At 69.3% G+C, this 23,686-nt stretch carries 20 protein-coding genes and 2 pseudogenes; 14 read left to right on the top strand and 8 right to left on the bottom strand.

The window, feature by feature from the left end:
- The first annotated feature begins 87 nt into the window (after positions 1 to 87).
- Positions 88 to 663, top strand: a complete 576-nt coding sequence (locus ASG48_RS03805; protein WP_055845564.1) for a TetR/AcrR family transcriptional regulator — start codon at positions 88 to 90, stop codon at positions 661 to 663.
- 43 nt (positions 664 to 706) lie between these two features.
- On the top strand, positions 707 to 1,351 hold the full coding sequence (locus ASG48_RS03800) for a 5'-methylthioadenosine/S-adenosylhomocysteine nucleosidase (protein WP_055845562.1): 645 nt from the start codon (positions 707 to 709) through the stop codon (positions 1,349 to 1,351).
- Positions 1,352 to 1,415: 64 nt separating this feature from the next.
- Here the strand turns inward: ASG48_RS03800 and ASG48_RS03795 are convergent, their stop codons facing one another.
- Together ASG48_RS03795 and ASG48_RS03790 are read right to left on the bottom strand one after the other, a co-directional pair.
- Positions 1,416 to 3,746 (bottom strand): FdhF/YdeP family oxidoreductase, encoded by a 2,331-nt coding sequence (locus tag ASG48_RS03795; protein ID WP_055845559.1) that lies wholly within the window; start codon positions 3,744 to 3,746, stop codon positions 1,416 to 1,418.
- Positions 3,747 to 3,897: 151 nt separating this feature from the next.
- Complete coding sequence (locus tag ASG48_RS03790) at positions 3,898 to 4,428, bottom strand: L,D-transpeptidase family protein (protein ID WP_055845556.1); 531 nt, start codon at positions 4,426 to 4,428, stop codon at positions 3,898 to 3,900.
- A gap of 119 nt (positions 4,429 to 4,547) precedes the next feature.
- Here ASG48_RS03790 and ASG48_RS03785 point away from each other — a divergent pair, with 119 nt between their 5' ends.
- Together ASG48_RS03785 and ASG48_RS03780 are read left to right on the top strand one after the other, a co-directional pair.
- The gene (locus ASG48_RS03785) at positions 4,548 to 5,231 is read left to right on the top strand and encodes a response regulator transcription factor (protein ID WP_055845553.1); all 684 of its coding nucleotides are present in this window, start codon (positions 4,548 to 4,550) and stop codon (positions 5,229 to 5,231) included.
- A gap of 309 nt (positions 5,232 to 5,540) precedes the next feature.
- Positions 5,541 to 5,996: a Crp/Fnr family transcriptional regulator gene (locus ASG48_RS03780; protein WP_055845550.1), complete on the top strand. Its 456-nt coding sequence runs from the start codon at positions 5,541 to 5,543 to the stop codon at positions 5,994 to 5,996.
- A gap of 90 nt (positions 5,997 to 6,086) precedes the next feature.
- Here ASG48_RS03780 and ASG48_RS03775 read toward each other — a convergent pair whose 3' ends face one another.
- Positions 6,087 to 6,890: an exodeoxyribonuclease III gene (locus tag ASG48_RS03775; RefSeq protein ID WP_055845549.1), complete on the bottom strand. Its 804-nt coding sequence runs from the start codon at positions 6,888 to 6,890 to the stop codon at positions 6,087 to 6,089.
- A gap of 161 nt (positions 6,891 to 7,051) precedes the next feature.
- Between ASG48_RS03775 and ASG48_RS03770 the strand changes: the two genes are divergently transcribed.
- The 4 genes from ASG48_RS03770 (at position 7,052) to ASG48_RS03755 (ending at position 10,871) form a co-directional block, all read left to right on the top strand.
- Complete coding sequence (locus ASG48_RS03770; protein WP_055845545.1) at positions 7,052 to 7,933, top strand: alpha/beta hydrolase; 882 nt, start codon at positions 7,052 to 7,054, stop codon at positions 7,931 to 7,933.
- An 86-nt stretch (positions 7,934 to 8,019) separates the two neighbouring features.
- Complete coding sequence (gene tesB, locus ASG48_RS03765; protein ID WP_055845543.1) at positions 8,020 to 8,892, top strand: acyl-CoA thioesterase II; 873 nt, start codon at positions 8,020 to 8,022, stop codon at positions 8,890 to 8,892.
- A gap of 240 nt (positions 8,893 to 9,132) precedes the next feature.
- Positions 9,133 to 9,471 (top strand): P-II family nitrogen regulator, encoded by a 339-nt coding sequence (locus ASG48_RS03760; protein ID WP_055845540.1) that lies wholly within the window; start codon positions 9,133 to 9,135, stop codon positions 9,469 to 9,471.
- A gap of 17 nt (positions 9,472 to 9,488) precedes the next feature.
- A complete protein-coding gene (locus tag ASG48_RS03755) occupies positions 9,489 to 10,871 on the top strand; it encodes an ammonium transporter (protein WP_082529225.1) in 1,383 nt (460 codons plus the stop codon).
- A gap of 257 nt (positions 10,872 to 11,128) precedes the next feature.
- Here ASG48_RS03755 and ASG48_RS18710 read toward each other — a convergent pair.
- Positions 11,129 to 11,662 (bottom strand): annotated as a pseudogene (locus ASG48_RS18710) (methyl-accepting chemotaxis protein); the annotation flags it as partial.
- Between the two features lie 54 nt (positions 11,663 to 11,716).
- Positions 11,717 to 12,202, bottom strand: a pseudogene (locus ASG48_RS18705) (protoglobin domain-containing protein); the annotation flags it as partial.
- 281 nt (positions 12,203 to 12,483) lie between these two features.
- On the opposite strand from ASG48_RS18705, the gene ASG48_RS03745 reads away from it, so the two are divergent.
- From ASG48_RS03745 to ASG48_RS03735, 3 genes are all read left to right on the top strand, one after another.
- Positions 12,484 to 15,732: a DNA translocase FtsK gene (locus tag ASG48_RS03745; protein WP_055845535.1), complete on the top strand. Its 3,249-nt coding sequence runs from the start codon at positions 12,484 to 12,486 to the stop codon at positions 15,730 to 15,732.
- Between the two features lie 176 nt (positions 15,733 to 15,908).
- A complete protein-coding gene (locus ASG48_RS03740; RefSeq protein ID WP_055845808.1) occupies positions 15,909 to 16,571 on the top strand; it encodes an outer-membrane lipoprotein carrier protein LolA in 663 nt (220 codons plus the stop codon).
- Between the two features lie 165 nt (positions 16,572 to 16,736).
- The gene (locus tag ASG48_RS03735) at positions 16,737 to 17,975 is read left to right on the top strand and encodes a ubiquinone biosynthesis hydroxylase (protein WP_055845532.1); all 1,239 of its coding nucleotides are present in this window, start codon (positions 16,737 to 16,739) and stop codon (positions 17,973 to 17,975) included.
- An 88-nt stretch (positions 17,976 to 18,063) separates the two neighbouring features.
- Here the strand turns inward: ASG48_RS03735 and ASG48_RS18920 are convergent, their stop codons facing one another.
- From ASG48_RS18920 to ASG48_RS18570, 3 genes are all read right to left on the bottom strand, one after another.
- Complete coding sequence (locus ASG48_RS18920) at positions 18,064 to 18,186, bottom strand: hypothetical protein (protein WP_280137997.1); 123 nt, start codon at positions 18,184 to 18,186, stop codon at positions 18,064 to 18,066.
- A gap of 28 nt (positions 18,187 to 18,214) precedes the next feature.
- Complete coding sequence (locus ASG48_RS03730; protein ID WP_055845530.1) at positions 18,215 to 19,165, bottom strand: flagellin; 951 nt, start codon at positions 19,163 to 19,165, stop codon at positions 18,215 to 18,217.
- Between the two features lie 676 nt (positions 19,166 to 19,841).
- On the bottom strand, positions 19,842 to 20,582 hold a 741-nt coding region (locus tag ASG48_RS18570; RefSeq protein ID WP_210168284.1), incomplete at its 3' end, for a flagellin.
- Between the two features lie 442 nt (positions 20,583 to 21,024).
- On the opposite strand from ASG48_RS18570, the gene ASG48_RS03725 reads away from it, so the two are divergent.
- The 3 genes from ASG48_RS03725 to ASG48_RS03715 all read left to right on the top strand — a co-directional run bounded on the left by ASG48_RS03725 (position 21,025) and on the right by ASG48_RS03715 (position 23,686).
- A complete protein-coding gene (locus ASG48_RS03725; protein ID WP_055845526.1) occupies positions 21,025 to 21,387 on the top strand; it encodes a DUF2849 domain-containing protein in 363 nt (120 codons plus the stop codon).
- A gap of 104 nt (positions 21,388 to 21,491) precedes the next feature.
- A complete protein-coding gene (locus ASG48_RS03720; protein ID WP_055845524.1) occupies positions 21,492 to 23,180 on the top strand; it encodes a nitrite/sulfite reductase in 1,689 nt (562 codons plus the stop codon).
- Entirely contained in the window at positions 23,177 to 23,686 is a 510-nt protein-coding gene (locus tag ASG48_RS03715; protein WP_055845521.1) for a DUF934 domain-containing protein, read from the top strand. The genes ASG48_RS03720 and ASG48_RS03715 overlap by 4 nt, the downstream gene beginning before the upstream one ends.

The following is a 23,686-nucleotide window of genomic DNA, read 5'->3' as shown; positions in this document are numbered from 1 at the left end:
ACGGGTGTTACTGGTCAGTACCAGGCAGAGGTGACAGATCGGTAACATCCCGTCAAGGGTGAACCCGAACGGAGATTGAGAACTGCAATGACGGATCTGGTTTCGGCTGCGAGCCGGCCGCGGGATCGCATTCTGGGAACGGCGCGCAGCCTGTTCCGGCAATGCGGCATCCGCGGGACGGGGGTCGACGCCATCGCCGAGACGGCGGGCACGAACAAGATGACGCTCTACCGTCATTTCCAGTCGAAGGACGCGCTCATCGTCGCCTGCCTGCAGCAGGCCTCGGACGACGCCGACGCGCTCTGGACACGGGTGGAGGAAGCCGCGCCCGGCGACGCGCGCGCGCAGCTCACGGCCTGGGTGGAGGCGGTCGACCTCGCGCTGCTCGACAATCGCGGCTGCGAGGTCTCGAACGCGGCCATCGAACTGCCGGAGGCCTGCGACGTGGTGCGCGAGACGATCGCGGCCTTCAAGACGACGCAGCGCTCGCGCCTCGTGAAATTGTGTCGCGAGGCCGGGATCGAGGAGGCCGAGCACCTCGCCGATACGCTGTCCCTGATGGTGGAAGGGGCGCGCGTCAGCCGCCAGGCGATGGGCCGGGACGGCCCGGGCGGCAGCTTCGCCGACTGCGCCCGCACCGCGATCGGGCATTTCGTGCGGTGATCGCCGAGGGCCTCGCAATCCGACCGTCGCGAAGTCCGCCGACATGACGCCGGTGCCCGACACCGCCGTGCTCGGTGGCCGGACCGTCCTCTTCGCCATGGCCGCCGAGGCCGAATACGGCCCCCATCTCAAGGCCCGCATCGAGCCGTTTATGACGGGCGTCGGCCCAGTCGAGGCCGCCGTCTCGCTCGCTGCGGCGCTGGGATCGATGAAAGGCGCCGGTCGCCTGCCCGATCTCGTCGTCTCGCTCGGCTCGGCCGGCTCGCGAACGCTCGACCACGCGGCGACCTACCAGATTTCCAGCGTCTCCTACCGCGATATGGACGCCTCGCCGCTCGGCTTCGTCCGGGGCGTGACGCCCTTCCTCGACCTGCCGGCGGTCGTGCCCCTCCCCCATCGCATTCCCGGTCTTCCCGCCGCCTCGATCGCCACCGGCGCCAGCATCGTCTCGGGCGCGGGCTATGACGGCATCGCCGCCGACATGGTGGACATGGAGAGCTTCGCGGTCCTTCGCGCCTGCCAGCGCTTCGCCGTGCCGATGATCGGGCTGCGCGGCATTTCCGACGGGCGCTCCGACCTGTCGACGCTGCAGGACTGGACGCGCTATCTCCACGTCATCGACGAGCGCCTCGCCGCCGATATCGACCGGCTCGAGGCGACTCTCGACGCCGGAACGCTCGCTCTCTGACCATATCGCGCCGTGACGCCCGGCCCGGCGCTCCCTCGGGAGCCGCCGGGCCGGCATGTCCAGCCTATTCGGCCGCCTGCGCCTGGACGCCGCGCTTGACGAGACGCACCGGCACGGACTTGGCCGCCGGCACATGCGACCGCTCGGCATGGTGCCAGAGCGGGATGAGCGGGTTGAGCTCGGGATAGTAGCCCGCGACGTCGCCGCGCGGGATCGAGAAGGCGTGCACGCGGTAGTCGAAGACCTTGCGCGTCACCCCGTCGTCGGCATTCGTCTCCACGTCGACGCGGTCGTCGTCCTTGAGCCCGATCGCCGCCATGTCCTCGGCATTCATCAGGATGACCATGCGCGTGCCCGACACGCCGCGCAGGCGGTCGTCATAGCCGTAGACCGTCGTGTTGAACTGGTCGTTGGAGCGCACGGTGAGGAGGTTGAAGACGTCCGGCCCCTTGGTCGAGACGTTCGGATCGACGTCGAAACCCTGCGGCACCATGAAGAGCGCGCGCTTCTCCTCGGTGCGCCATTCGCGGTAGCAGGCGCCGATGTCGCGATGGAAGCCGCCGGGCGTGGTGAAGCGCTGGTTGAAGTCCTTGAAGTCGGTGGGATAGGTCCGCTCGATCGCGTCGCGCACCTTCGCGTAATCCGCCACCCACTCGTCCCAGGGCACGCGGCCCTTGCCGGCAAGCGTCGCCTTGGCCATCTCGGCGACGATCTTGGGCTCGGACAGGAGCTCGCGAGAGGCGGGCTCGCGCCGGCCGAAGGACGCGTGGATGCAGGCCGTGGAATCCTCGATCGACACGGTCTGGTCGCCGCTCGCCTGCGTGTCGCGCTCGATGCGGCCGAGGCAGGGCAGGATGTAGCTGACCTCGCCCGGCAGGAGGTGGTTGCGGTTGAGCTTGGTGGAGATCTGCACATGCAGGCGCATGCGCGGCCAGTTCTCCTCGATGAGCGCCGTCTCGGGCACCGCGCGCGAGAAGTTGCCGCCGAGCCCGATGAAGGCCTTCACCGAACCGTCGAGAATGCCCTTGCAGGCCTCGACCGTGTCGAGCCCCTTCTCGCGATTGGGCGTGAAATCGTAGAACTCGGCGAGCGTGTCGAGGGGGACGAGTTCGGGCTTCTCCGAGATGCCGACCGTGCGCTGGCCCTGCACGTTGGAATGGCCGCGAATGGGCGAGATGCCCGCGCCGGGCTTGCCGATATTGCCGCGCATCAGGAGGAGGCTCGTCAGCATCTGCACGTTGTCGATGCCGTGGCGATGCTGGGTGAGGCCCATGCCGTAATTGGCGATGACGCGCTCGGCCTTGGAATAGACGCGGGCGACATGCTCGAGATCGCCACGCGCAAGACCCGAGCAGCGCTCGATGCCCGGCCAGTCGGCCTTCTCCACGAAGGCGCGGAACGCCTCGAAACCCTTGGTGTGCTGCTCGATGAAGGCGGTGTCGAGGACGCGCGCGCGCCCTGCCGCCACGGCCTGGTCGTCCAGCGCCAGGAGCGCCTTGGCGATGCCCGTCATCGCCGCGATGTCGCCGCCGCCGCGCAGCTGGAAATAGTCGCTCGACATCTTCACGCCGTCGTCGGGCGTCAGCATCTCCACCGGCGACTGCGGATCCTTGAAGCGCATCAGCCCGCGCTCCTGCAGCGGGTTGAAGGTGACGACGGGCACCCCGCGCTTGCGCGCGTCATGCACCTGATGCAGCAGGCGCGGCGCGTTCGTGCCGGTGTTGTGCCCGAAGAAGAAGATCATGTCGCAGAGGTCGAAATCCTCCAGCTGCACGGTGCCGACCGGCGAGCCGATCTGCTCCTTGAGGCCGACCGAGGTCGACTCGTGGCACATGTTGGACGAGTCCGGCAGGTTGTTCGACCCGTAGATGCGGGCGAACAGCTGGTACATGTAGGAGGTCTCGAGCGAGGCGCGGCCCGAGGCGTAGAAGACGACGGATTTCGGGTCGAGCTTCTGGAGCTCGGCCCCGATCTCGCGGAAGGCGTCGGCCCATTTCACCGGCACATACTGGTCGAGCGACGCGTCGTAGCGCATCGGCGTCGTCAGGCGGCCCTGCGACTCCAGCTCGTAGTCCGTCCAGTCCTTCAGCTCGGCGATCCGGTGCTTGGCGAAGAATTCGCGGTCGCAGCGCTTGGGCGTCAGCTCCCAGACGGTCGCCTTGGCGCCGTTCTCGCAGAACTCGGCCGCATGCGGCTCGGCCGGCTTGGCCCAGGAACAGGAGACGCAGGCAAATCCGCCGGGCTTGTTCTGGCGCTCCAGCTCCATCCAGACGGTGGAGGCCAGAAGGCCCTCGGCCGCCGCCTTCTCCGTCACCGACTTCAGCGACCCCCATCCGCCGGACGGCTTGTCGTAAGCCTCGATCACGGGTTCGTCGGTGATCTCGCTGCGCTTCATGGCGGTCTCTCTCGGTCGCGTTGCTCGACCTCAAACGAGCCGCGCCCGTGCCCGTTCCCGCGACGGTCGCCGAGCCGGTGCGACTGAAGGCAGCGGGCAGCTCCGGCCGGGCCGGGCCGGGCCGGGCCCGCCCGCGCGGCCAGGATCGCGATCAGCGCAGGACGCGCAGCACCGTCCCCGGCCGGAGGAAGGGCAAAAGACGCCGCAGGTCGCCGGGGCTGAGCGCGACGCAGCCCTCGGTCGGCGCGTAGCCCTCGCGCGCCACGTGCAGAAAGATCGCGCTTCCCCGGTTGCGTGCCCGGCACCGCACGTTCCAGTCGAGGACGAAACCGGCGTCGTAGAGCCGGTCGTCGCGCGCAAGGCTCTCGGTGCTGGCGGGAAACGGCAGGCGCACCGGGCGGTTGTAGGCGGCGTGGCCCGACGCGTCGCACCAGCCGTCGCGGCCGGGCACGACGCGGCGCAGCGGCAGGGTCGTGGCGAGGCCCGGAACGCGCCGGCCGCGCCGGAAGGCCGAGAGCAGCGCCATCGCCGCCACCGGCGTCGCCCCGTCGCCCTCGCGCTTGAGGATGCTCGTGCCCGAGCGCCCGAGGGCGCAGGCGAGCCGCAGGGGACCGGCGGCGAGGATGCCGCGCGTGGGCGACAGGGGCGAGCGGCGCACGAGGATGGACGTCAGGGAAGGCATGAGTCGTCTTTTTCGTCGGGGGTCGGTGGCGGCGTGAAAAAAACGCCTATTTATTCTCACGAATTGTTACAAAGCCCTTGCCTTTCCGGTCCGGGCCTATCCGCGAGCCAGAGCCCCGCATGAGCGCACGCAGCATCCTGATCGTCGACGACGACGACGATCTCAGACAGACCCTCGCCGAGCAGCTCTCCTTGCACGAGGAGTTCTCCGTCAGCCAGGAGCCAACGGCCACCAAGGGCATCAACGCGGCCCGCATGGGGCTCATCGACCTCGTCGTCATGGATGTCGGCCTGCCCGACATGGACGGGCGCGAGGCGGTGAAGGTCCTGCGCAAGTCGGGCTTCAAGGCGCCGATCATCATCCTGACGGCGCAGGACACCGAATCCGACACGATCCTCGGCCTCGAGGCGGGCGCCAACGACTACGTCACCAAGCCCTTCCGCTTCGCCGTCCTGCTCGCGCGCATCCGCGCCCAGCTGCGCCAGCACGAGCAGAGCGAGGACGCCACGTTCCAGGTCGGCCCCTACGTGTTCAAGCCGAGCCAGAAGGTGCTCCTCGACGAGAAGGGCGGCAAGATCCGCCTGACGGAGAAGGAGACGGCGATCATCCGCTACCTCTACCGCGCCGACCGCAAGGTCATCACGCGCGACGTCCTCCTGGAGGAGGTCTGGGGTTACAATTCGGGCGTCACCACCCACACGCTCGAGACCCATATCTACCGGCTGCGCCAGAAGATCGAGCCCGATCCCTCCAACGCGCGCATCATCGTGACGGAATCGGGCGGCTACAAGCTCCTGCCCTGATCTCCGGCGAAGGCCGAGGCGCTTCGCCGCGGCGCTTCGGCGACACGGTCCGGCGCGCCGGCGGCCGCGACCGCCCCTCTCGCGCACCGGCGTTCCATTCGGGGAGCGCCGGGCGCGCGCATTGCCCTTCTCTTCACTTTTAAGGATCATCATCAGCCATCCGTCACGGATGGCCGGGACCGGCGCGGACCGGCGAACGCTTTCGCGCCGCGCCATCCTGTGGGAGAGACGCGGAGCGGCGCCGAATCGGAGCCGCGCGTCGCGGATCGAGAGCGGGGCGAAGCCGGGGGAAGCGGTGCACCGAATTTCATGAGCCTCGAAGGCGACATCCGCACCCTGCGACAGGTCCCGCTCTTCGAGGATCTCGAGACGGATCAGCTGCGCCTTCTCGCCTTCGGCGCCGACCACCGGCAGCTGCGGGCGGGCGAGGTGCTGTTCCGCGAGGCCGCGCGCGCGGATGCGGGTTTCGTGATCGTCAGCGGCACCGTGGTGATGGTCCAGGGCGAGGGCGCGCGCGAGCGCGTCGTCGGTCGCTTCGGGCCGGGAACGCTGCTCGGCGAGATCGCCCTCGTCACCGAGACGCGCCGCCCGGCGACGGCGCGCACGGAGAGCGACTGCGCCCTCATCCGCATTCCCCGCCCCGTCTTCCGGCGCATGCTGGAGGAGTTCCCAGCGATCGCGGGCGCCCTTCACGAGCGCTTCGCCCGCCAGCTCGCCGACATGACCCGCCGCATCGCCGCGATGGAAAGCCGCTTCGCCGACTGACGCCGACCCTTCGGGTCATGTCATCCGGTGCCGGACGACGCTCCATCGCCGCGCGGGCCGAGACGGGTCGTCGCGAACGCGCGGGCGGTCTCAGAGGTCGAGCGCCACCATCACCGGCACGTGGTCGGAGGGCCGGTCCCAGCCGCGCGCCTCGCGATAGACGCGCGCGTCGCGCAGGCGCGCCGAGAGGTCGGGCGAGCTCCAGACATGGTCGAGCCGGCGGCCCTTGTCGGCCGCGTCCCAGTCCTTCGCGCGGTAGCTCCACCAGGTGTAGAGCTTCTGCGGCTCGGGCATGTGCTGGCGCACGAGATCGGTCCAGCCCCCCTCCTCGATCACCCGGATCAGCCCCTCGGTCTCCACGGGCGTGTGCGAGACGATCTTCAGGAGCTGCCTGTGCGACCAGACGTCGTTCTCGTAAGGGGCGATGTTGAGATCGCCGACGAGGATCGCCGAGACGTCCGGCTCGCCGCCCGCGCGCAGCGCCCGCATCTCCTCGATGAAATCCAGCTTGTGCCGGAACTTCACGTTGACCGCCGGATCCGGCTCGTCGCCGCCGGCCGGAACGTAGAGATTGTGCACGCGGATGCGCCTGTCGCCGGCCTGGAGGCGCACGGAAAGGTGGCGCGCGTCGCCGATGGCGCAGAAGTCCTGGCGCACCACGTCCTCGAAGGGCAGTTTCGAGATCGTCGCCACGCCGTGATAGCCCTTCTGCCCGTGGATCGCGACATGGCCGTAGCCCAGCGCCTCGAAGGCGGCGTGGGGGAAGAGCTCGTTCGGGCACTTGGTCTCCTGCAGGCACAGGACGTCGGGCGCCTCCTCGGTGAGGAAGCGCTCCACGATCGGCAGGCGCAGGCGCACGGAGTTGATGTTCCAGGTGGCGAGCTTGAAGGGCATGGGCGTTCGGGTCCGGACGGCGCGTGAGGTCGCGCAGCCATAGGCCGCCACCCTTCGCCTTGCCAAGCCTGCGGCGGACGGCCGCCCCCTTGCCGCGGCGCGCGCGGGCTCGATCTTGCCTCGCGGACGGGCATCGGACGGACGGACGAACGGGAGTGGGCATGTTCGAGGGTTTCAGGGACTGCCAGGTCGAAGGCGACGGCGCCTCGATCTTCTGCCGCATCGCCGGGTCCGGCCCGCCGCTCCTCCTCCTCCACGGCTACCCGCAGACCGGCGCCATGTGGGCGGGCATCGCACCGAAGCTCGCCCAGCGCTTCACCGTGGTGGTGCCCGACCTGCGCGGCTACGGGCGCTCCGAAGCCCCCGACAGCGCCCGCGGCCAAGCCTATTCGAAGCGCCGCATGGCGGCCGACATGGTGGCGGCGATGGAACGGCTCGGCCATGGGCGATTCGCGCTCGCCGGTCACGACCGGGGCGCGCGCGTCGCCTATCGCCTCGCCCTCGACCATCCGGACCGCGTCGAGCGCCTCGCCGTCCTCGACATCGCGCCGACCGTCGAGGTCTGGGAGGCGATGGGCGCCGAGGCCGCGATCTCCACCTATCACTGGCCCTTCCTCGCGCAGCCCGAACCCCTGCCCGAGACGCTGATCGCCGCCGATCCCGTCTACTATCTCGACCACACGCTCGCGAGCTGGACGGCCGACAGGTCGCTGCGCGCCTTCCCGCCGGAGGCCCTTGCGGAGTATCGCGCCGCCTTCGCCCGTCCGGGCGGCGTGCACGCGGCCTGCGAGGACTATCGCGCCGGCGCCACGATCGACGTCGAGGACGACCGCGCCGACCGGGCGCGCGGCGCCGTGATCGAGGCGCCGCTCCTCGTCCTGTGGGGCGCCGCCTACGACGCCTCGAAGGGCGGCGACATGAAGGCGATCTGGCGGCGCTGGGCGGCCCATGTCGAGGGACAGGGGATCGACTGCGGCCATTTCCTCGTCGAAGAGGCGCCGGACGCGGTTCTGGAGGCCCTGTCGCGCTTCCTTGCGGCGTGAGGCGGAACGGACGCTTTTGACAGGAAAGGCGCGGCGCGGCACGAGAGCGCACGCGCCACGCTTCGATCAGGGCAGGACAGACAGAGATGAACGACGTGACGATGAGGCTTCTGGAGACGCTCGACCTCGAGACGCTGGAAGACAATCTCTTCCGCGGCACGAGCCCGCACCAGAGCTGGCAGCGGATCTTCGGCGGCCAGGTCATCGGCCAGGCGCTCGTGGCCGCCCAGCGCACCGTGCCCGCCGACCGTTTCGTCCACTCGCTGCACGGCTACTTCGTGCGGCCGGGCGACCCGAAGACGCCGGTGATCTACCAGGTGGAGCGCATCCGCGACGGCGGCTCCTTCACCACGCGCATCGTCAACGCCATCCAGCACGGCGCGGTGATCTTCTCGCTGTCCTCCTCCTTCCAGACCGACGAGCCCGGGCTGACCCATCAGGCGACGATGCCCGACGTGCCGCGGCCGGACGATCTGCCGAACGCCGAGGCGCTGCGCGAGACCCTGCTCGCCAAGGCCCCGCCCGCGGTGCGCCGCTACTGGGAGCGCCCGCGCCCGATCGAGTTCCGCCCCGTCTCGCTCGACCACTACCTGACGCAGGACAAGCTGGAGCCGGTGCAGCGCATCTGGGTTCGCTGCACCGACGAGATCGGCGACGACCGGGCGCTGAACGCGGCGGTGCTGGCCTATCTCTCCGACATGACGCTTCTGGACACGGCGCTCTTCGCCCACGGCCTCTCGGTGTTCGACGAACGCATCCAGGCCGCCAGCCTCGACCACGCCATGTGGTTCCACCGGCCCCTGCGCTGCTCGGACTGGCTCCTCTACGCGCAGGACAGCCCCTCCTCCTCCGGGGCCCGCGGCCTGACGCGCGGCAGCCTCTACGCGCTCGACGGCACGCTCGTCGCCTCCGTCGCGCAGGAGGGCCTCATCCGGCCGCGCCGCGACAAGTCTGCATAAGATTTGACCATCCTGCCGGTTACGGCATCAAATCCGCGCTGCCGATTTTTCGGGCAGCCCGGATTTGCCTGCCGAAAGGGCGGCAGATGGCGTAATTGCGTCGAAACCATGTTGGCCGGGCCGTTTGGCACGGGCCTTGGATAGGGAAGGTCAGTCCCCGCCGGGCGCGCTCGTCGCGCCGCGGCGTCGGATGGCTTCCCACAGCGGCGCGCCCGCGACCGCCCAAGGTTCGAGGTGAACATGAAAATCGTGATGGCGATCATCAAGCCATTCAAGCTGGACGAGGTCCGCGAAGCGCTGACCGCGGTCGGCATCCAGGGTCTGACCGTCACCGAGGTGAAGGGCTACGGCCGCCAGAAGGGCCATACCGAGATCTACCGCGGGACCGAATACGCCGTGAGCTTCCTGCCGAAGCTGAAGATCGAGGTGGCGGTGGCCGTCGACATGGTCGACCGCGCGGTCGAGGCGATCCAGAGCGCCGCCAAGACGGGCCAGATCGGCGACGGCAAGATCTTCGTCTTCGGCATCGAGCAGGCCGTGCGCATCCGCACCGGCGAAACCGACGCGAACGCCCTGTAAGGAGAGCTGTAAAACCGATGAGACTCCTCAAGACTTCCGCTCTCGCGGCCCTGACCAACGCGGGCTTCGCGCTCGCCGCCTTCGCGCAGGACGCGGGCCTTGCGCCCGCTCCCGAGACCGCCCCGGCCGCCGCCGCGGTCGCCCAGGAGATGAACAAGGGCGACGTCGCCTGGATGCTCATCTCCACGGTGCTCGTCCTGTTCATGATCCTGCCGGGCCTCGCCCTGTTCTACGGCGGCCTCGTGCGCGCCAAGAACATGCTGTCGGTGCTCATGCAGTGCGTGATGATCACCTCGATCGTCATCATCATCTACGTGCTCTACGGCTATTCCTTCGCCTTCGGCGGCTCGACCAGCGCCTTCTGGGGCGGCACGGCCAAGCTCTTCCTGGCCGGCATCGGCACGGACACCATGGCCGCGACCTTCACCGACGGCGTGGTGATCCCCGAGCTCGTCTTCATCTGCTTCCAGATGACCTTCGCCTGCATCACCCCGGCGCTCATCGTCGGCGCCTTCGCGGAGCGCATCAAGTTCTCGGCGGTGGTTCTGTTCACGATCCTCTGGGTCACGATCGTCTACTTCCCGGTCGCCCACATGGTCTGGGACGCGAACGGCCTGATCTTCACCGGCGCCCATGCCGGGGGCGTGGCCGCGCTCGACTTCGCGGGCGGCACCGTCGTCCACATCAATGCCGGCATCGCGGCTCTCGTCGGCTCGTTCCTGGTCGGCAAGCGCACGGGTCTCGGCCGTGACAACATGGCGCCCCACTCCATGACGCTGACCATGGTCGGCGCCGCGATCCTGTGGGTCGGCTGGTTCGGCTTCAACGCCGGCTCCAACCTCGAGGCCAATGGCGGGGCAGCCCTGGCCATGATCAACACCTTCACCGCCACCGCCGGCGCGGCCGTCGCCTGGGCCGTCATCGAGTCGATGGCGCGCGGCAAGGCCTCCATGCTCGGCGCCGTCTCGGGCATCGTCGCCGGCCTCGTCGCCGTGACGCCGGCCGCCGGCGTCGTCGGTCCCGTCGGCGCCATCGTGCTCGGCGCCATCGCCTCGGCCGCCTGCTACTTCTTCGTGGCGGTGGTCAAGCCCAAGGTCGGCTACGACGACTCGCTCGACGTGTTCGGCATTCACGGTGTCGGCGGCATCGTCGGCGCCATCGGCACGGGCGTCTTCGTCTCGTCCTCGCTCGGCGGCATCGGCTTCGCCGAGGGCGTCACGATGGGCGGCCAGGTCTACTCGCAGGTCGTCGCCGTCCTCATCACGATCGTCTACGGCGGCATCGTCTCGGCGATCCTCTACAAGGTCGTCGATCTCGTCGTCGGCCTGCGCCCGACCGTCGAGCAGGAGCGCGAGGGCCTCGACCTCGCCTATCACGGCGAAGTCGCCTACCACTCGTAAGACCGTCCGGCGGGGCCGCGACGCCGGCCCCGCCCCTCCATTCCCTCTTCACAGGCAAGTCGAGCGTCCTCCCAGACGATCACGAGAAAGGCCCCGGCGGATCGCTCCGCCGGGGCCTTTCTCGTTTCGGGCGCTCGGAAGGGTGGCGCGCCGCCCGCGTGTCAGGAGGCGAGCGCGAGGGGCCGGCGCGCGGGCGCCGGGGCGCCGGGGCGCGCGGCGCGATGGCCGGGGCCGCGGACGCCTTCGTCGGAAAGGCCTTCCTGGCTCATCCGGTCGAGCGTCTGGATGGCGTCGTTGATCTGGTCCGAGCCGATCGTCTGCTCGCGGCAGGCGGCCGAGATCTCGGCGACGAGGACGGAGGTCTGCTGGATGTCCGGCACGAGGGCGGCGAGACGCCCGCCGGCGGTCTCGGCGATGCCCACCGCCTCGTCGGTGAGCCTGTCCATGTCGGCGGCCGCGACTCCGGCGCGCTCGGCGAGCTTGCGCACCTCGCTCGCCACCACGGCGAAGCCCTTGCCGTTCTGCCCGGCGCGGGCCGCCTCGATGGCCGCGTTCAGCGCCAGGAGATCGGTCTGGCGCGCGATCTCGGCCACGACCCGGATCTTGCCGGCGATGGTGCGCATCGCCTCCACCGAGCGTTCCACCGCCTCGCCGCTCTCGCCGGCATTGCGCGCGGCGGCCACGGCGAGCGTCTCGGTGCGCGTGGCGTTGTCGGCGGTCTGGCGGATGTTGGCGCTCATCTCCTCCATGGCGGCCGAGGCCTGCTCGAGCTGGCGGGCCTGCTCGCGGGCGAGCGCCCGGCGCTCCTCGTCGACCCGGTCGCGCTCGGCCTGCAGGGCGTCGATATAGGTCGAGACGGCGATGTCCATGTCGAGAATGGCAAGGCGCACCAGAAGCGCGATCACCTTGCCGTCCTCGGTATTCTTCGAGCGGCGGAAGAAGCGGCTGCGGCCCGGAAGGCGCTCGGTGAGATTGGCGATCATGGCGCCGAGCGCGACGGCGTAGCCGCCCATGTACCAGCGCGGCTCCAGCCCGATTCGGGCATGGCCCTGGCCGATGGAGCGGGCATGGCCGAGATAGTCGTCGTCGAGCTTGGCGGTCAGGAGCTCGGCCCAGTGCTTGGCCTGCCCGGACTTGGTGCGCTGAAGATGCTCGGCGTCCCGGAAGAAACCGCCCAGCTCGTTCGTCTCCTGCACCTTCTTGTAGAAGGCGTCGAGGCCTACCGCGATGCTTGCCTGGAGGGCGGGACCATGCCGCCGGGCCAATTCCTTGTCGGCGTCGCCGAAGTCCATGAACCAGAGCCGATCGCTCAGGCTTTGATCGCCGCTCATCTTTACCTCGACGTTATTGGCAATGCTTCGCCTTCTGTTTAGGCGGCGATCCATTAAGGATCCCCTAAGGATATCTTCCTGTTTCCTTAGCCGGATCGGAACCAAACCCGATTTCAATCTGCGGTTGTCGCGCGGCGGGTCGGGCAGCAGGTCCGGCGCGGCGCGCAGGCCGCCGGAAGGCGCCGTCTAAACCACCCCTTAACCACGTCGCCGCTAGCCTTGGCCGCAAACATGCGTCCGAATCCGGCTCGGATTTCGGCACAAAGCGACGGCAGGGGCATATGGCGATCTCCACGGCCAAGGGCGGCACCACTTCCTTCATGCGGCGGCAGGGCGAGATCGGCGGGGCGACGGCGCTGATCGGCGTCTCGATCTTCCTCGGCATCGCCTGCGCCACCTGGACGGTGACGGACCCGTCCTTCAGCCAGTCCAACCAGAACGGCATCGACAACTGGGGCGGGGCCACCGGGGCGGCGGTCGCCGACATCCTGATGCAGGTCTTCGGGCTCGGCGCCGCGCTCGTCGTGGCCTTCCCCGCCGTCTGGGGGCTGATGCTCATCGCCGGCCGGCGGGTCGACCAGATCTGGCGCCGCGCCTGGCAGGCGCTCGGCGGCGCGGTGCTCGGCGCCGGCGCCATCGGCTGCTTCGCGGCGCCCGCCGGCTGGCCCCTGCCGATCGGCCTCGGCGGCGTCGCCGGCGATCTCGTCCTGAAGATCCCGGCCCTCGTCACCGGCGTCTATCCGGCCGGCGCCTTCGGCATGGCCGTCGCCGCCGTGCTGGCCGTGCCCGCGCTCTGGCTCTGCGCCAACGGGGCGGGCTTCGTCGGCCATGCCAAGCCGCGCCTCGAGGACGGCGCGCGCCTGCCCGCCGCCACGCAGGACGAGGAGGACGAAGGCGAGGGCCGCTTCGCGCTCGCCTTCGGCGCCCTCGCCCATCTCGCCTATTCCGCCCGCTCGGCCCTGGCCCGCAAGGCCGCCACCCGCGCCCCGCGCCGCGACCAGCCCGAGTTCGGCGACACGTTCCGCGACTGGCAGGAGGAGCCCGTCCTGGCGCCGACCCCGCGCAGCGCCCGCACCATCCGCGTCACCGCACCCGCCGCCTTCGCCGACACCTATGTCGATCCGATGGACGAGGACGCGTTCGACGCCGTCCCGCCCCGCGCCGCCACCGTCACGGAGCGCCGCGAGCCCGCGATGCGCCAGGAGGCCCCCGCGCCGGCCGCGCCCGTCCTGCGCGAGGAACCGGCGCTGCGCGCCGAGCCCGCCCTTCGCAGCGGCACGCCCTATTTCGGCGCCGGCGCCCTCGACGGCGAGCCCGCCGCGCGCCGTCCGGCCGAGCGTGCCGCGCCCGTCGGGCGCCTGCAGGACACGGTGATGCCGCAGGGCGTGCGCTCGCGCGCCACCCCGACCCTCGCCCCGCCCCGGCCCTCGCAGATGCCCGTGCCCGCCGCCTTCCACGAGCGCCGCGAACCCTCCTTCGAGGCCGAGCCCTTCGCGGCGCCGGGCGAGGCCCTGCCGGCCGGCGGCCCCGAGCCCTGGGACGTCGCGGACGCGCCGGAGGCCTTCGATCCGCAGACCGGCGAGATTCTCGACGCGCCCTACGACGCGCCCTTCGAGGATGAACTCGGCTACGAGGCGCCCGAGGACGACGGCCGCCTCACCGGCGCGCCGGACCGCGCCGGCCCCGCGATCGTGCCGCGCGCCGACGCGCCCGCGCCGATGGACGAGGACGAGGACGAGGCGCCCGCCGGCGGCTGGCGCGGCCTTGCCGCCAACATCGTCGCCTTTCCCGGCCGTCGCCCGGGCCGCGCCGAGGACGCGCCGCGCGCGCCGATGCCTGCCGCCGCCCCGGCCGCCCGCGCCTCGGCGCCCGCCCTTCACGGCGGCGAGGCGGCGCGCGCCGTCTCGTCCGGCACGGTCTCGGCCGAGCAGCAGCGCCTGCGCACGGGTTCGGGCCGCGCGGTGGCCCTGAAGCCGTCGACGCACGCCTTCGATCCCGGCCGGTTCGAGCTGCCCTCCGTCGAGTTCCTGACGCCGCCCAAGCCCCGCGGCAAGGATTCGACCCTGTCTCCGGAAGTGCTCCAGGAGAACGCCCGCCTTCTCGAAGGCGTGCTCGAGGATTTCGGCGTCAAGGGCGAGATCATCGAGGTGCGCCCCGGCCCCGTCGTCACGCTCTACGAGCTGGAACCCGCGCCCGGCATCAAGTCCTCGCGCGTCATCGGCCTTGCCGACGACATCGCCCGCTCGATGTCGGCGATCGCCGCGCGCGTCGCCGTCATTCCCGGCAAGAACGCCATCGGCATCGAACTGCCGAACCAGCGGCGCGAGACGGTCTATTTCCGCGAGATGATCGGCTCGGAGGTCTTCCAGCAGAACAAGGGCAAGCTGGCGCTGGCGCTCGGCAAGACGATCGGCGGCGAGCCCGTCATCGCCGATCTCGCCAAGATGCCCCATCTTCTCGTCGCCGGCACGACGGGCTCGGGCAAGTCGGTCTCGATCAACACGATGATCCTCTCGCTCCTCTACCGGATGACGCCGGCCGAGTGCCGGCTCATCATGATCGACCCGAAGATGCTGGAGCTCTCGATCTACGACGGCATCCCCCATCTCCTCTCGCCGGTCGTCACCGACCCGAAGAAGGCCGTCGTCGCGCTGAAATGGACCGTGCGCGAGATGGAGGACCGCTACCGCAAGATGTCGAAGGTGGGCGTTCGCAACATCGACGGCTTCAACACGCGCGTCGCCGCCGCGCTGGAACGGGGCGAGACGATCTCGCGCACCGTGCAGACCGGCTTCGACCGCGAGACCGGCGAGCCGATCTTCGAGACCGAGGAGTTCGACCTCCAGCCGCTGCCCTACATCGTCGTGATCATCGACGAGATGGCCGACCTGATGATGGTGGCCGGCAAGGACATCGAGGGCGCCGTGCAGCGCCTCGCGCAGATGGCGCGCGCGGCCGGCATCCATGTCATCATGGCCACGCAGCGCCCCTCGGTCGACGTCATCACCGGCACGATCAAGGCGAACTTCCCGACCCGCATCTCCTTCCAGGTGACGTCCAAGATCGACAGCCGCACCATCCTCGGCGAACAGGGCGCCGAGCAGCTGCTCGGCATGGGCGACATGCTCTTCATGGCCGGCGGCGGGCGCACGCAGCGCGTGCACGGCCCCTTCGTCGACGACGGCGAGGTGGAGGAGATCGTCAAGCACCTGAAGGCGCAAGGGGCGCCGGACTATCTCGACGCGATCCTCGTCGACGAGGAGGAGGAGGCCGAGGCGGCCGCCTCCGGCGGCGGCGCGGGTTCGGGTGCGGTCGGCGGCGAGGAATCGGCCGATCTCTACGACCAGGCGGTCGCCGTGGTGCTGCGCGACGGCAAGGCCTCCACCTCCTACGTCCAGCGGCGCCTCGGCATCGGCTACAACCGCGCCGCCTCGATCATCGAGCGCATGGAGAAGGAGGGCATCGTCGGCCCTGCCAACCATGCCGGCAAGCGCGAGATCCTCGTGCCGACGGAAGGCGACAGAATGTGAAGCCCCGTCTTGGGGCCGCCCCATTGCCGTCGGAGAATGACACACGACATTGAAGGCGGGCGCGGGGTCGAGAGGTCCGGCGCCCTCTTCTCTTCGGGGCGCGCCTCGGGGCGCACGGCGCCCTCGAGCCCCGGACCGACGGCAAGGGACGCATGACGAACGCGAGGACCGCCACGATGGCAAAGACGACGAAGCCCGCCCCCTTCACCGCGAGAGCCGCCCTGGCGCTCGGCCTCGCCCTCGGGGCGGCCGGTCTCGGGGCCGTGAGCCTGCCGACGCCCGCCAGCGCCCAGGCCAGCGCCACGGCGCAGAAGATCGCCGACCACTTCTCCAGCGTGCGCTCGATGAGCGGCACCTTCATGCAGTTCGATCCGGGCGGCCGGCAGACCGAGGGCAAGTTCTACATCGAGCGCCCGGGCCGCGTGCGCTTCGACTATTCCGGCACGCCGCTGCGCGTGATCGCCGACGGCAACAACGTCGCGATCAACAACCGCAAGCTCAACACCTGGGACCTCTACCCGCTCTCCAAGACGCCGCTGAAGCTCCTGCTCGACCAGCGCATCGACCTCTCGGCCGCCAACATCCAGAGCGTGAAGGAGGAGCCGGACCTCACCACGATCGTCATGGGCGACCGCTCGATCTTCGGCTCCTCGCGCATCACCATGATGTTCGATCCCAAATCCTACGAGCTGAAGCAGTGGACCATCCGCGACGGCCAGGGGAAGGACACGACGGTGATGATCTACGACGTGCAGCAGGGCACGGACATCCAGAACTCGGCCTTCGACATCCCCTACACGGCGATCGCGCAAGGGCAGACCGGCAACAAGAAGAAGTAGGCCGGCCCCGGGGTCGCCCGGACGCTCTCGACCCGGCTTGCGACGCGGCGCCACGCCGAAATGGCGGGCGCGCGCTTGCAGGCGGGGCATCGGCGTTCCAAGTGTGGTCGCACCGGCGGCCGCGCGCGAGCGCCCCGCCCCCTGAGCAACGGGACGCGACAGACCATGACCGACAAGGCCCCCCCGCAAGTCCTCGACATTCTCGTCGCGGGCGCCGGCTATGTCGGCCTCACCGTCGCGGTGGCGATCGCGCAGGCCGCGCCGCAGATGAGGGTGGCGGTGGTGGACGCGGCGCCTGGCGAGGTCTGGCGGCGCGACGAGCGCGCCTCGGCGATCGCGGCGGCGGCCGTGCGCATGCTGGAGGAACTCGGCGTATGGCCGCAGATCGCGCGCGAGGCGCAGCCGATCACCGAGATGATCGTCACCGACTCGCGCCGCTCCGATCCCGTACGCCCGACCTTCCTCACCTTCGGCGACACGGCCGCCCCTGGCGAGCCCTTCGCGCATATGGTGCCGAACGTGGCGCTGAACGGGGCGCTGCGCGAGCGAGCGCAGGCGCTCGGCATCGAGATTCGCGGAGCGAGCGCCGTTTCCGCGCTCGATATCGGCCCCGGCGACGTCGAGGTGACGCTTTCGGGCGGCGACACGCTGCGCGCCCGGCTCCTCGTCGCCTGCGACGGGCTCCATTCCAGGATCCGCGCCATGGCCGGCATCCGCACCGTCTCGATGGATTACGGCCAGTCCGGCATCGTGACGACGGTGCGCCACGAGCGCCCCCATCACGGCCGGGCCGAGGAGCATTTCCTGCCCTCCGGCCCCTTCGCCATCCTGCCGCTGACCGGCAACCGCTCCTCCCTGGTCTGGACCGAATCCACCCGCGAGGCCGAGCGGCTGGTGGCGGCCGACGACATGCTCTTCGAGCTGGAGCTGGAGCAGCGCTTCGGCCACAAGCTCGGCGCCCTCTCGCTGGAGGGAGGCCGGCGCGCCTTCCCGCTCGGGCTGACGCTCGCGCGCGACTTCGTGCGCCCGCGCATCGCGCTTGCCGGCGATTCCGCGCACGGCATCCATCCGATCGCCGGCCAGGGTCTCAATCTCGGCTTCAAGGACGCGGCGGCGCTCGCCGAGACGGTGGTGGAAGCCGCGCGCCTCGGCCTCGACATCGGCTCGATCGACGTCCTCGAAGGCTACCAGCGCTGGCGCCGCTTCGACACGGTGCGCATGGGGCTGACGACGGACGTGCTCAACCGCCTCTTCTCCAACGACAACCCGCTCCTGCGGGCGGCGCGCGGCTTCGGCCTGTCGCTCGTCGACCGGGCGCCGATGCTGAAGGGCTATTTCATCGGCGAAGCGGCGGGGCGCGGCGACACGGGCGCACCGCGGCTCCTGCGCGGCGAGCCGATCTGAGGCGCGTCGCGGGCGGCACGGGGCGGATGGCGGATCCTGCGAGCCGGTTCGTCAACGCGGCCGAGCGCCGGATTGGCGAACCGGCTCCTCAGCGAAACAGGGCCAGAACCGTCTCGACCTTCGGACTGAGCGGTGGCAGGGCCGGCAGGGCGGCCAGCGTCGGCCGCCGCCGCGGCGTGAAGGGGATCGGGGGTTTCGGGTCAGCCGTCATGGCGCGTCTTCGGTCCGGCCGCCTTGGCTCAGGCGGAGTTTTGAGGTCGTCTCGTCCAGCCATAGCGGCCAAACGCGAACGAACCTGTGAACGAACCGCCGCGCCCCGCGTCTTTCTTCAGGAATGGTAAACGGCGGCCGGGAAAACGCCGGAAGCCCCCGGCGCCGTTCGGCACCGGGGGCATTGCAGCAAGTCCGGCCTTGGCGGCCTCCTCCTCCAGATCGGCGTCGACGAGCGAGCCGAGCGCCGTCTCCTTCACGTCCGCGATCTTCTGGAGAAGGTCCTGCTGCGAGGTGATGCGGCTGCTGAGGCCCGAAATCTGTGCCGAGTAGAGCTTCGCCGCCTTGATGTAGGTGTCGATGTCGGCGTTGATGTTCGTCACGCCATCGACTTTCGCGATATCCGTCGCGGTGAAGGTCGTGACGAACGTCGTGATGTCCTTGGTATTGTCGGCATCGTCATGGATGGCGCTGTTCGTCACCTTGTCCTCGAAATCGGTGAGGGTGAAGCTCGTGCTTTCCTCGTCGCCGTCGGCCTCGAAGGTCGAGCTGTAGCTGATGCTCGTGGCGGAGCCGTCGAGCCAGTTGGCACCGTTATACTCGGCCGCGGCGATCGTCGTGACGATCTGCTTCTGCAGCGCGGCAATATCGAGCGCGATGACGGCTTTTCTGCCCGTGTCGCCTTCGAGCGAGTAAGCCGTGACCTTGGACTTGATGTCGCCGAGGGTCTCGGTGATCGTGTCGATGCCGACCAGAGCGACATCGGCGGCGGTCTTCACGGCATCGAGCTTGGTGGACATGGCCGAGCTCGTCTTGATCTCCGAGCGGAGCGTCGTCGCGGCCTGCCAGACCGAGGCGTTGTCCTTAGCCGAGCGAACCTTGAAGCCGGTGGTCATACGATCCTGCGTCTCGGCCAGAGACTTGGTGATCGACTGAAGATTACGGATGGCGAGCGTGGCGGAAGAGTTGATCGACACCATTGTATTTTCCCCGTTTTCGTTCGAAGCTTGCTTGTGTCTGCTTCGAGAACAGGGATAACGCGCCAAGTCGGAACGACTGCATTCCGCAATATCTCGCATTTTATGCATCCGGCATCTGCGAGAGGCGATGATTTTAGATGGTTTTTATTTGCCTGCCGATCCGTTGCATTTTATGAAAAATCTTGAGCGCGGCGAAACTGACGGCGCCCTCCGCGCGGCGGCAACTAACGGATCGGGCGGCGAGTTCTGGTCAGCACGCACTGCCCTGCGGCCCTTCTTCGACGCTGCACGCAAGAAAACCCCCGGCGCCGTTCGGCACCGGGGGCATTGCAGCAAGTCCGGTCGCGACGCTTCGCGACGGGGAGACGCTCGCGCCGCGAGCCGGCCTTACTGGAAGNCCCCCGGCGCCGTTCGGCACCGGGGGCATTGCAGCAAGTCCGGTCGCGACGCTTCGCGACGGGGAGACGCTCGCGCCGCGAGCCGGCCTTACTGGAAGAGGCGCAGGATGTTCTGCGTGGAAGCGTTGGACATGGAGATCGCCTGATAGGCGAGCTGCTGCTTGACCTGGAGCGCGCTGGCCTTGGCGGCCTCCTCCTCCAGATCGGCGTCGACGAGCGAGCCGAGCGCCGTCTCCTTCACGTCCGCGATCTTCTGGAGAAGGTCCTGCTGCGAGGTNGGCCTTGGCGGCCTCCTCCTCCAGATCGGCGTCGACGAGCGAGCCGAGCGCCGTCTCCTTCACGTCCGCGATCTTCTGGAGAAGGTCCTGCTGCGAGGTAATGCGGCTGCTGAGGCCCGAAATCTGCGATGAGTAGAGCTTCGCCGCCTTGATCTTCACATCGATCGCCGTGTTGATCGCGTCGATCTCGGTCGTCGTGTCGATCGTCAACAAATCCGTGATGTCGGTGGTCTGCGTCGACAGGGATGTCTTGAGGTTGGTCAGCGTGAAGGAGGTGCTTTCCTCGTCGCCATCGGCCTCGAAGGTCGCGCTGTAGCTGATGGTCGTGGCCGAGCCGTCAAGCCAGTTGGCGCCGTTGTACTCGGCGGCGGAGATCGTCGTGATGATCTCGCGCTTCAGGGCGTTAATGTCGACGAGAAGGATCGCCTTGCGGTCGGTGTCACTTTCCAGACCGTAGGCGGTCAGCTTCGACTTCATCGCGCCAAGCGTGTCGACGATCGTGTCGACGCCGACGACGGCGATGTCGGCGGCGGCCTGGACGCCGTCGAGCTTGGCGGACATGGCCGAGCTCGTCTTGATCTCCGAGCGCAGCGTCGTCGCAGCCTGCCAGACCGAGGCGTTGTCCTTGGCCGAGCGGACCTTGAAGCCGGTGGTCATGCGACCCTGCGTCTCGGCCAGAGACTTGGTGATCGACTGAAGATTACGGATGGCGAGCGTGGCGGAAGAGTTGATCGAAACCATTGTATTTTCCCCGTTTTCGTTCGAAGCTTGCTTGTGTCTGCTTCGAGAACAGGGATAGCGCGCCAAGTCGGAACGACTGCATTCTGCAATATATCGCATTTTACGCATCTGCCATCTGCGAGACGCGATGACTTTAGATGGTTTTTATTTGCCTGCCGATCCATCGCATTTTACGAAAAGTCTTGAGCACGGCGAAACGGACGGCGCGCTCCGCGCGGCGATGACCGGTCTTTCGGCGTCGCTCGGGGCGACGCCGCGCGTGGCGGAGCAAAATCTTTCGCGGCGGGCGCACAATTCGCAAAGCCGTACGCGGCGGCGGCGGGCAGACAGGCCTAGTTAGAGCGTCTACAAACTCGGGCGGTCGGCTTTCCGGCCGGCCGGGCCGTCATCGCATCGGCGATCCGCTTCGAAACGGGCCCGCGACGGGCCGGGAACAACGACCATGGCACGCGACATCAAGGCTGGGCCGAAGGCGACGCCCAAGAGCAAGGGGCCGCAGCTTCCCGTCATCCTCTCGGGCAACGATCTCCTGGAGGGCGACGTCGTCTATCTGGGCGTCGACGGCTGGACGCGCGATCCGCGCGCGGCCCGCGTCGGCCAGTCCGCGGAGGAGGCCGAGGCGATGGAGGCGGAAGGCAAGGCGGCCGCGGCTGCCAACCTCATCGTCGAGCCCTATCTGGTGCCCGTGGCGATCGAGGCGGACGGGTTCGCCCGCGCCCTGCATTTCCGCGAGGCGATCCGCCAGAAGGGGCCCTCCATCCATCCCGACATGGGCAAGCAGGCCGAGTTCGGCCCGCGCCCCTGACGGCCCGCGGCCGTTGCGCGGCGTGCCCGCAGGGGCTCCCGCTCCCGCCCCTCGACGAGACGCATGACCGGGGCTCGCCGCCCGAGCCGCTGAAGGAAGACGAGATGTATCGCTACGACGAGTTCGACGAGCGCTTCGTGCGCGACCGGGTCGCGCAGTTCCGCAGCCAGGTGGAGCGCCGCCTCGACGGGTCGCTGTCCGACGACGAGTTCAAGCCGCTGCGCCTGAAGAACGGGCTCTATCTGCAGCTCCACGCCTATATGCTGCGCATCGCCGTGCCCTACGGCACGCTGCGCTCGCGCCAGCTGCGCCAGCTCGCCCGCATCGCGCGCGACTACGACAAGGGCTACGGCCACTTCACCACGCGCCAGAACCTGCAGTTCAACTGGCCGAAGCTGAAGGACGTGCCGGAGATCCTCGATCTCCTGGCCGATGTCGAGATGCACTGCATCCAGACGAGCGGCAACTGCATCCGCAACGTGACCTCCGACCAGTTCGCCGGGGTCGCCGCCGACGAGGTGGAGGACCCGCGCCCGACCGCCGAGCTCATCCGGCAATGGTCGAGCCTGCACCCGGAATTCTCCTGGCTGCCGCGCAAGTTCAAGATCGCCGTCACCGGCGCCGAGCACGACCGGGCGGCGATCCTCGTCCACGACATCGGCCTGAAGATCCGCCGCAACGAGGCGGGCGCGGTCGGCTATCAGGTGATCGTGGGCGGCGGCCTCGGCCGCACGCCGATGATCGGCAAGGTGGTGCGCGAGTTCCTGCCCAAGGACGAGCTGCTCGCCTATCTGGAAGCCGTCATGCGCGTCTACAACGCGGAAGGCCGGCGCGACAACAAGTACAAGGCGCGCGTCAAGATCCTCGTCCACGAGACGGGCGAGGAGGAGTTCCGCCGCCGCGTCGAGGCCGAATATGCCGCGATGAACGGCCCGAGCGTGAACGCGCCGGAGGAGGAGGTCGCGCGCATCGCGGCCTATTTCGCCCCGCCCGCCTACGAGACCCTGCCGGAAACGAGCGTGGCTCTGGAGCGCGCCCGCGCCGCCGACCGCGAACTCGACCGCTTCGTCGACCAGAACGGCTTTGCCCATCGCCAGCCCGGCTATATCGCGCTGACCGTGGCGCTGAAGGCCGTCGGCGAGGTGCCCGGCGACATGAGCGCCGACCAGATGGAGGCCTTCGCCGACATCGCCGAGCGCTATTCGTTCGACGAGCTGCGCGTGGCGCACAACCAGAACCTCGTCCTGCCGCATGTGCGGCTCGACGACGTGCCGGCGGTCCATGCGGCGCTGAAGGCGGCGGGGCTCGCCAGCGCCAATGCCGGCCTCGTCACCGACATCATCGCCTGCCCCGGCCTCGACTACTGCGCGCTCGCCACCGCCAAGTCGATCCCGATCGCGCAGGAGATCGCCAGGGCCTTCGCCGACGAGGAGCGCCAGCGCGAGATCGGCCATCTGCCGATCAAGATCTCCGGCTGCATCAACGCCTGCGGCCACCATCACGTCGGCGCCATCGGCATTCTCGGCCTCGAGAAGGGCGGGCGCGAGAACTACCAGATCACCATCGGGGGCGATGCCACCGAGAAGGCAGCGCTCGGCGAGCGCCTCGGCCCCGGCATCGACGCCGAGGACGTGCCGGGCGCCGTGGAGGCGATCGTCGCGGTCTATCTCGCCGAACGCCGGCCGGGCGAGGAGTTCCTCGACACGCTGCGCCGCACCGGGCTCGAGCCCTTCAAGTCCGGTTTCCAGGCCTTCGTCGGCAAGGCGGAGACGACGAGCGAGGCCGCGCAATGACGATGCTGATCACGCAGGGCGGCGAGGCGGCGGACGCCTATGCCAGGGTCGAGACGGCGGCGGATCTGTCGCTGGCCTCGGGGCCCATCCTCGTTCCGCTGACCGTCGTGGAGGCCGCGCTCGCCGACCGGCGCAACGCGCCGATCGGGCTCATCGTCTCCAACGACACGCCGGTCTTTGCGCTCGAGCCCTATCTCGGCAGCGTCGATCTCATCGCCGTCGCCTTCCCGTCCTTCTCGGACGGGCGGGGCCTGAGCCTTGCCAGGCGCCTGCGCCGCGCCGGCTTTTCCGGCACGCTGCGCGCTAGCGGCCCGCTGATCGCCGACCAGTTCGCCGAGGCGCTGGCCTGCGGCTTCGACGAGGTGGAACTGCCCGAGCCCTCCGCCGCGCGCCAGCCGGCCGCGCAGTGGGAGGCGGCCCGCACCATCGTGCGCGACCACTATCAGACGGGCTACGGCACCGGCGACAGCATCCTTCAGAAGCGCCTCGCGGCGCGGAAAGGCTGA

The organism is Aurantimonas sp. Leaf443 (genome assembly GCF_001425575.1).
Taxonomy (GTDB): domain Bacteria; phylum Pseudomonadota; class Alphaproteobacteria; order Rhizobiales; family Rhizobiaceae; genus Leaf443.
Note: the sequence above shows the minus strand (reverse complement) of the source record. Positions and strands in the feature narration are given on the sequence as shown.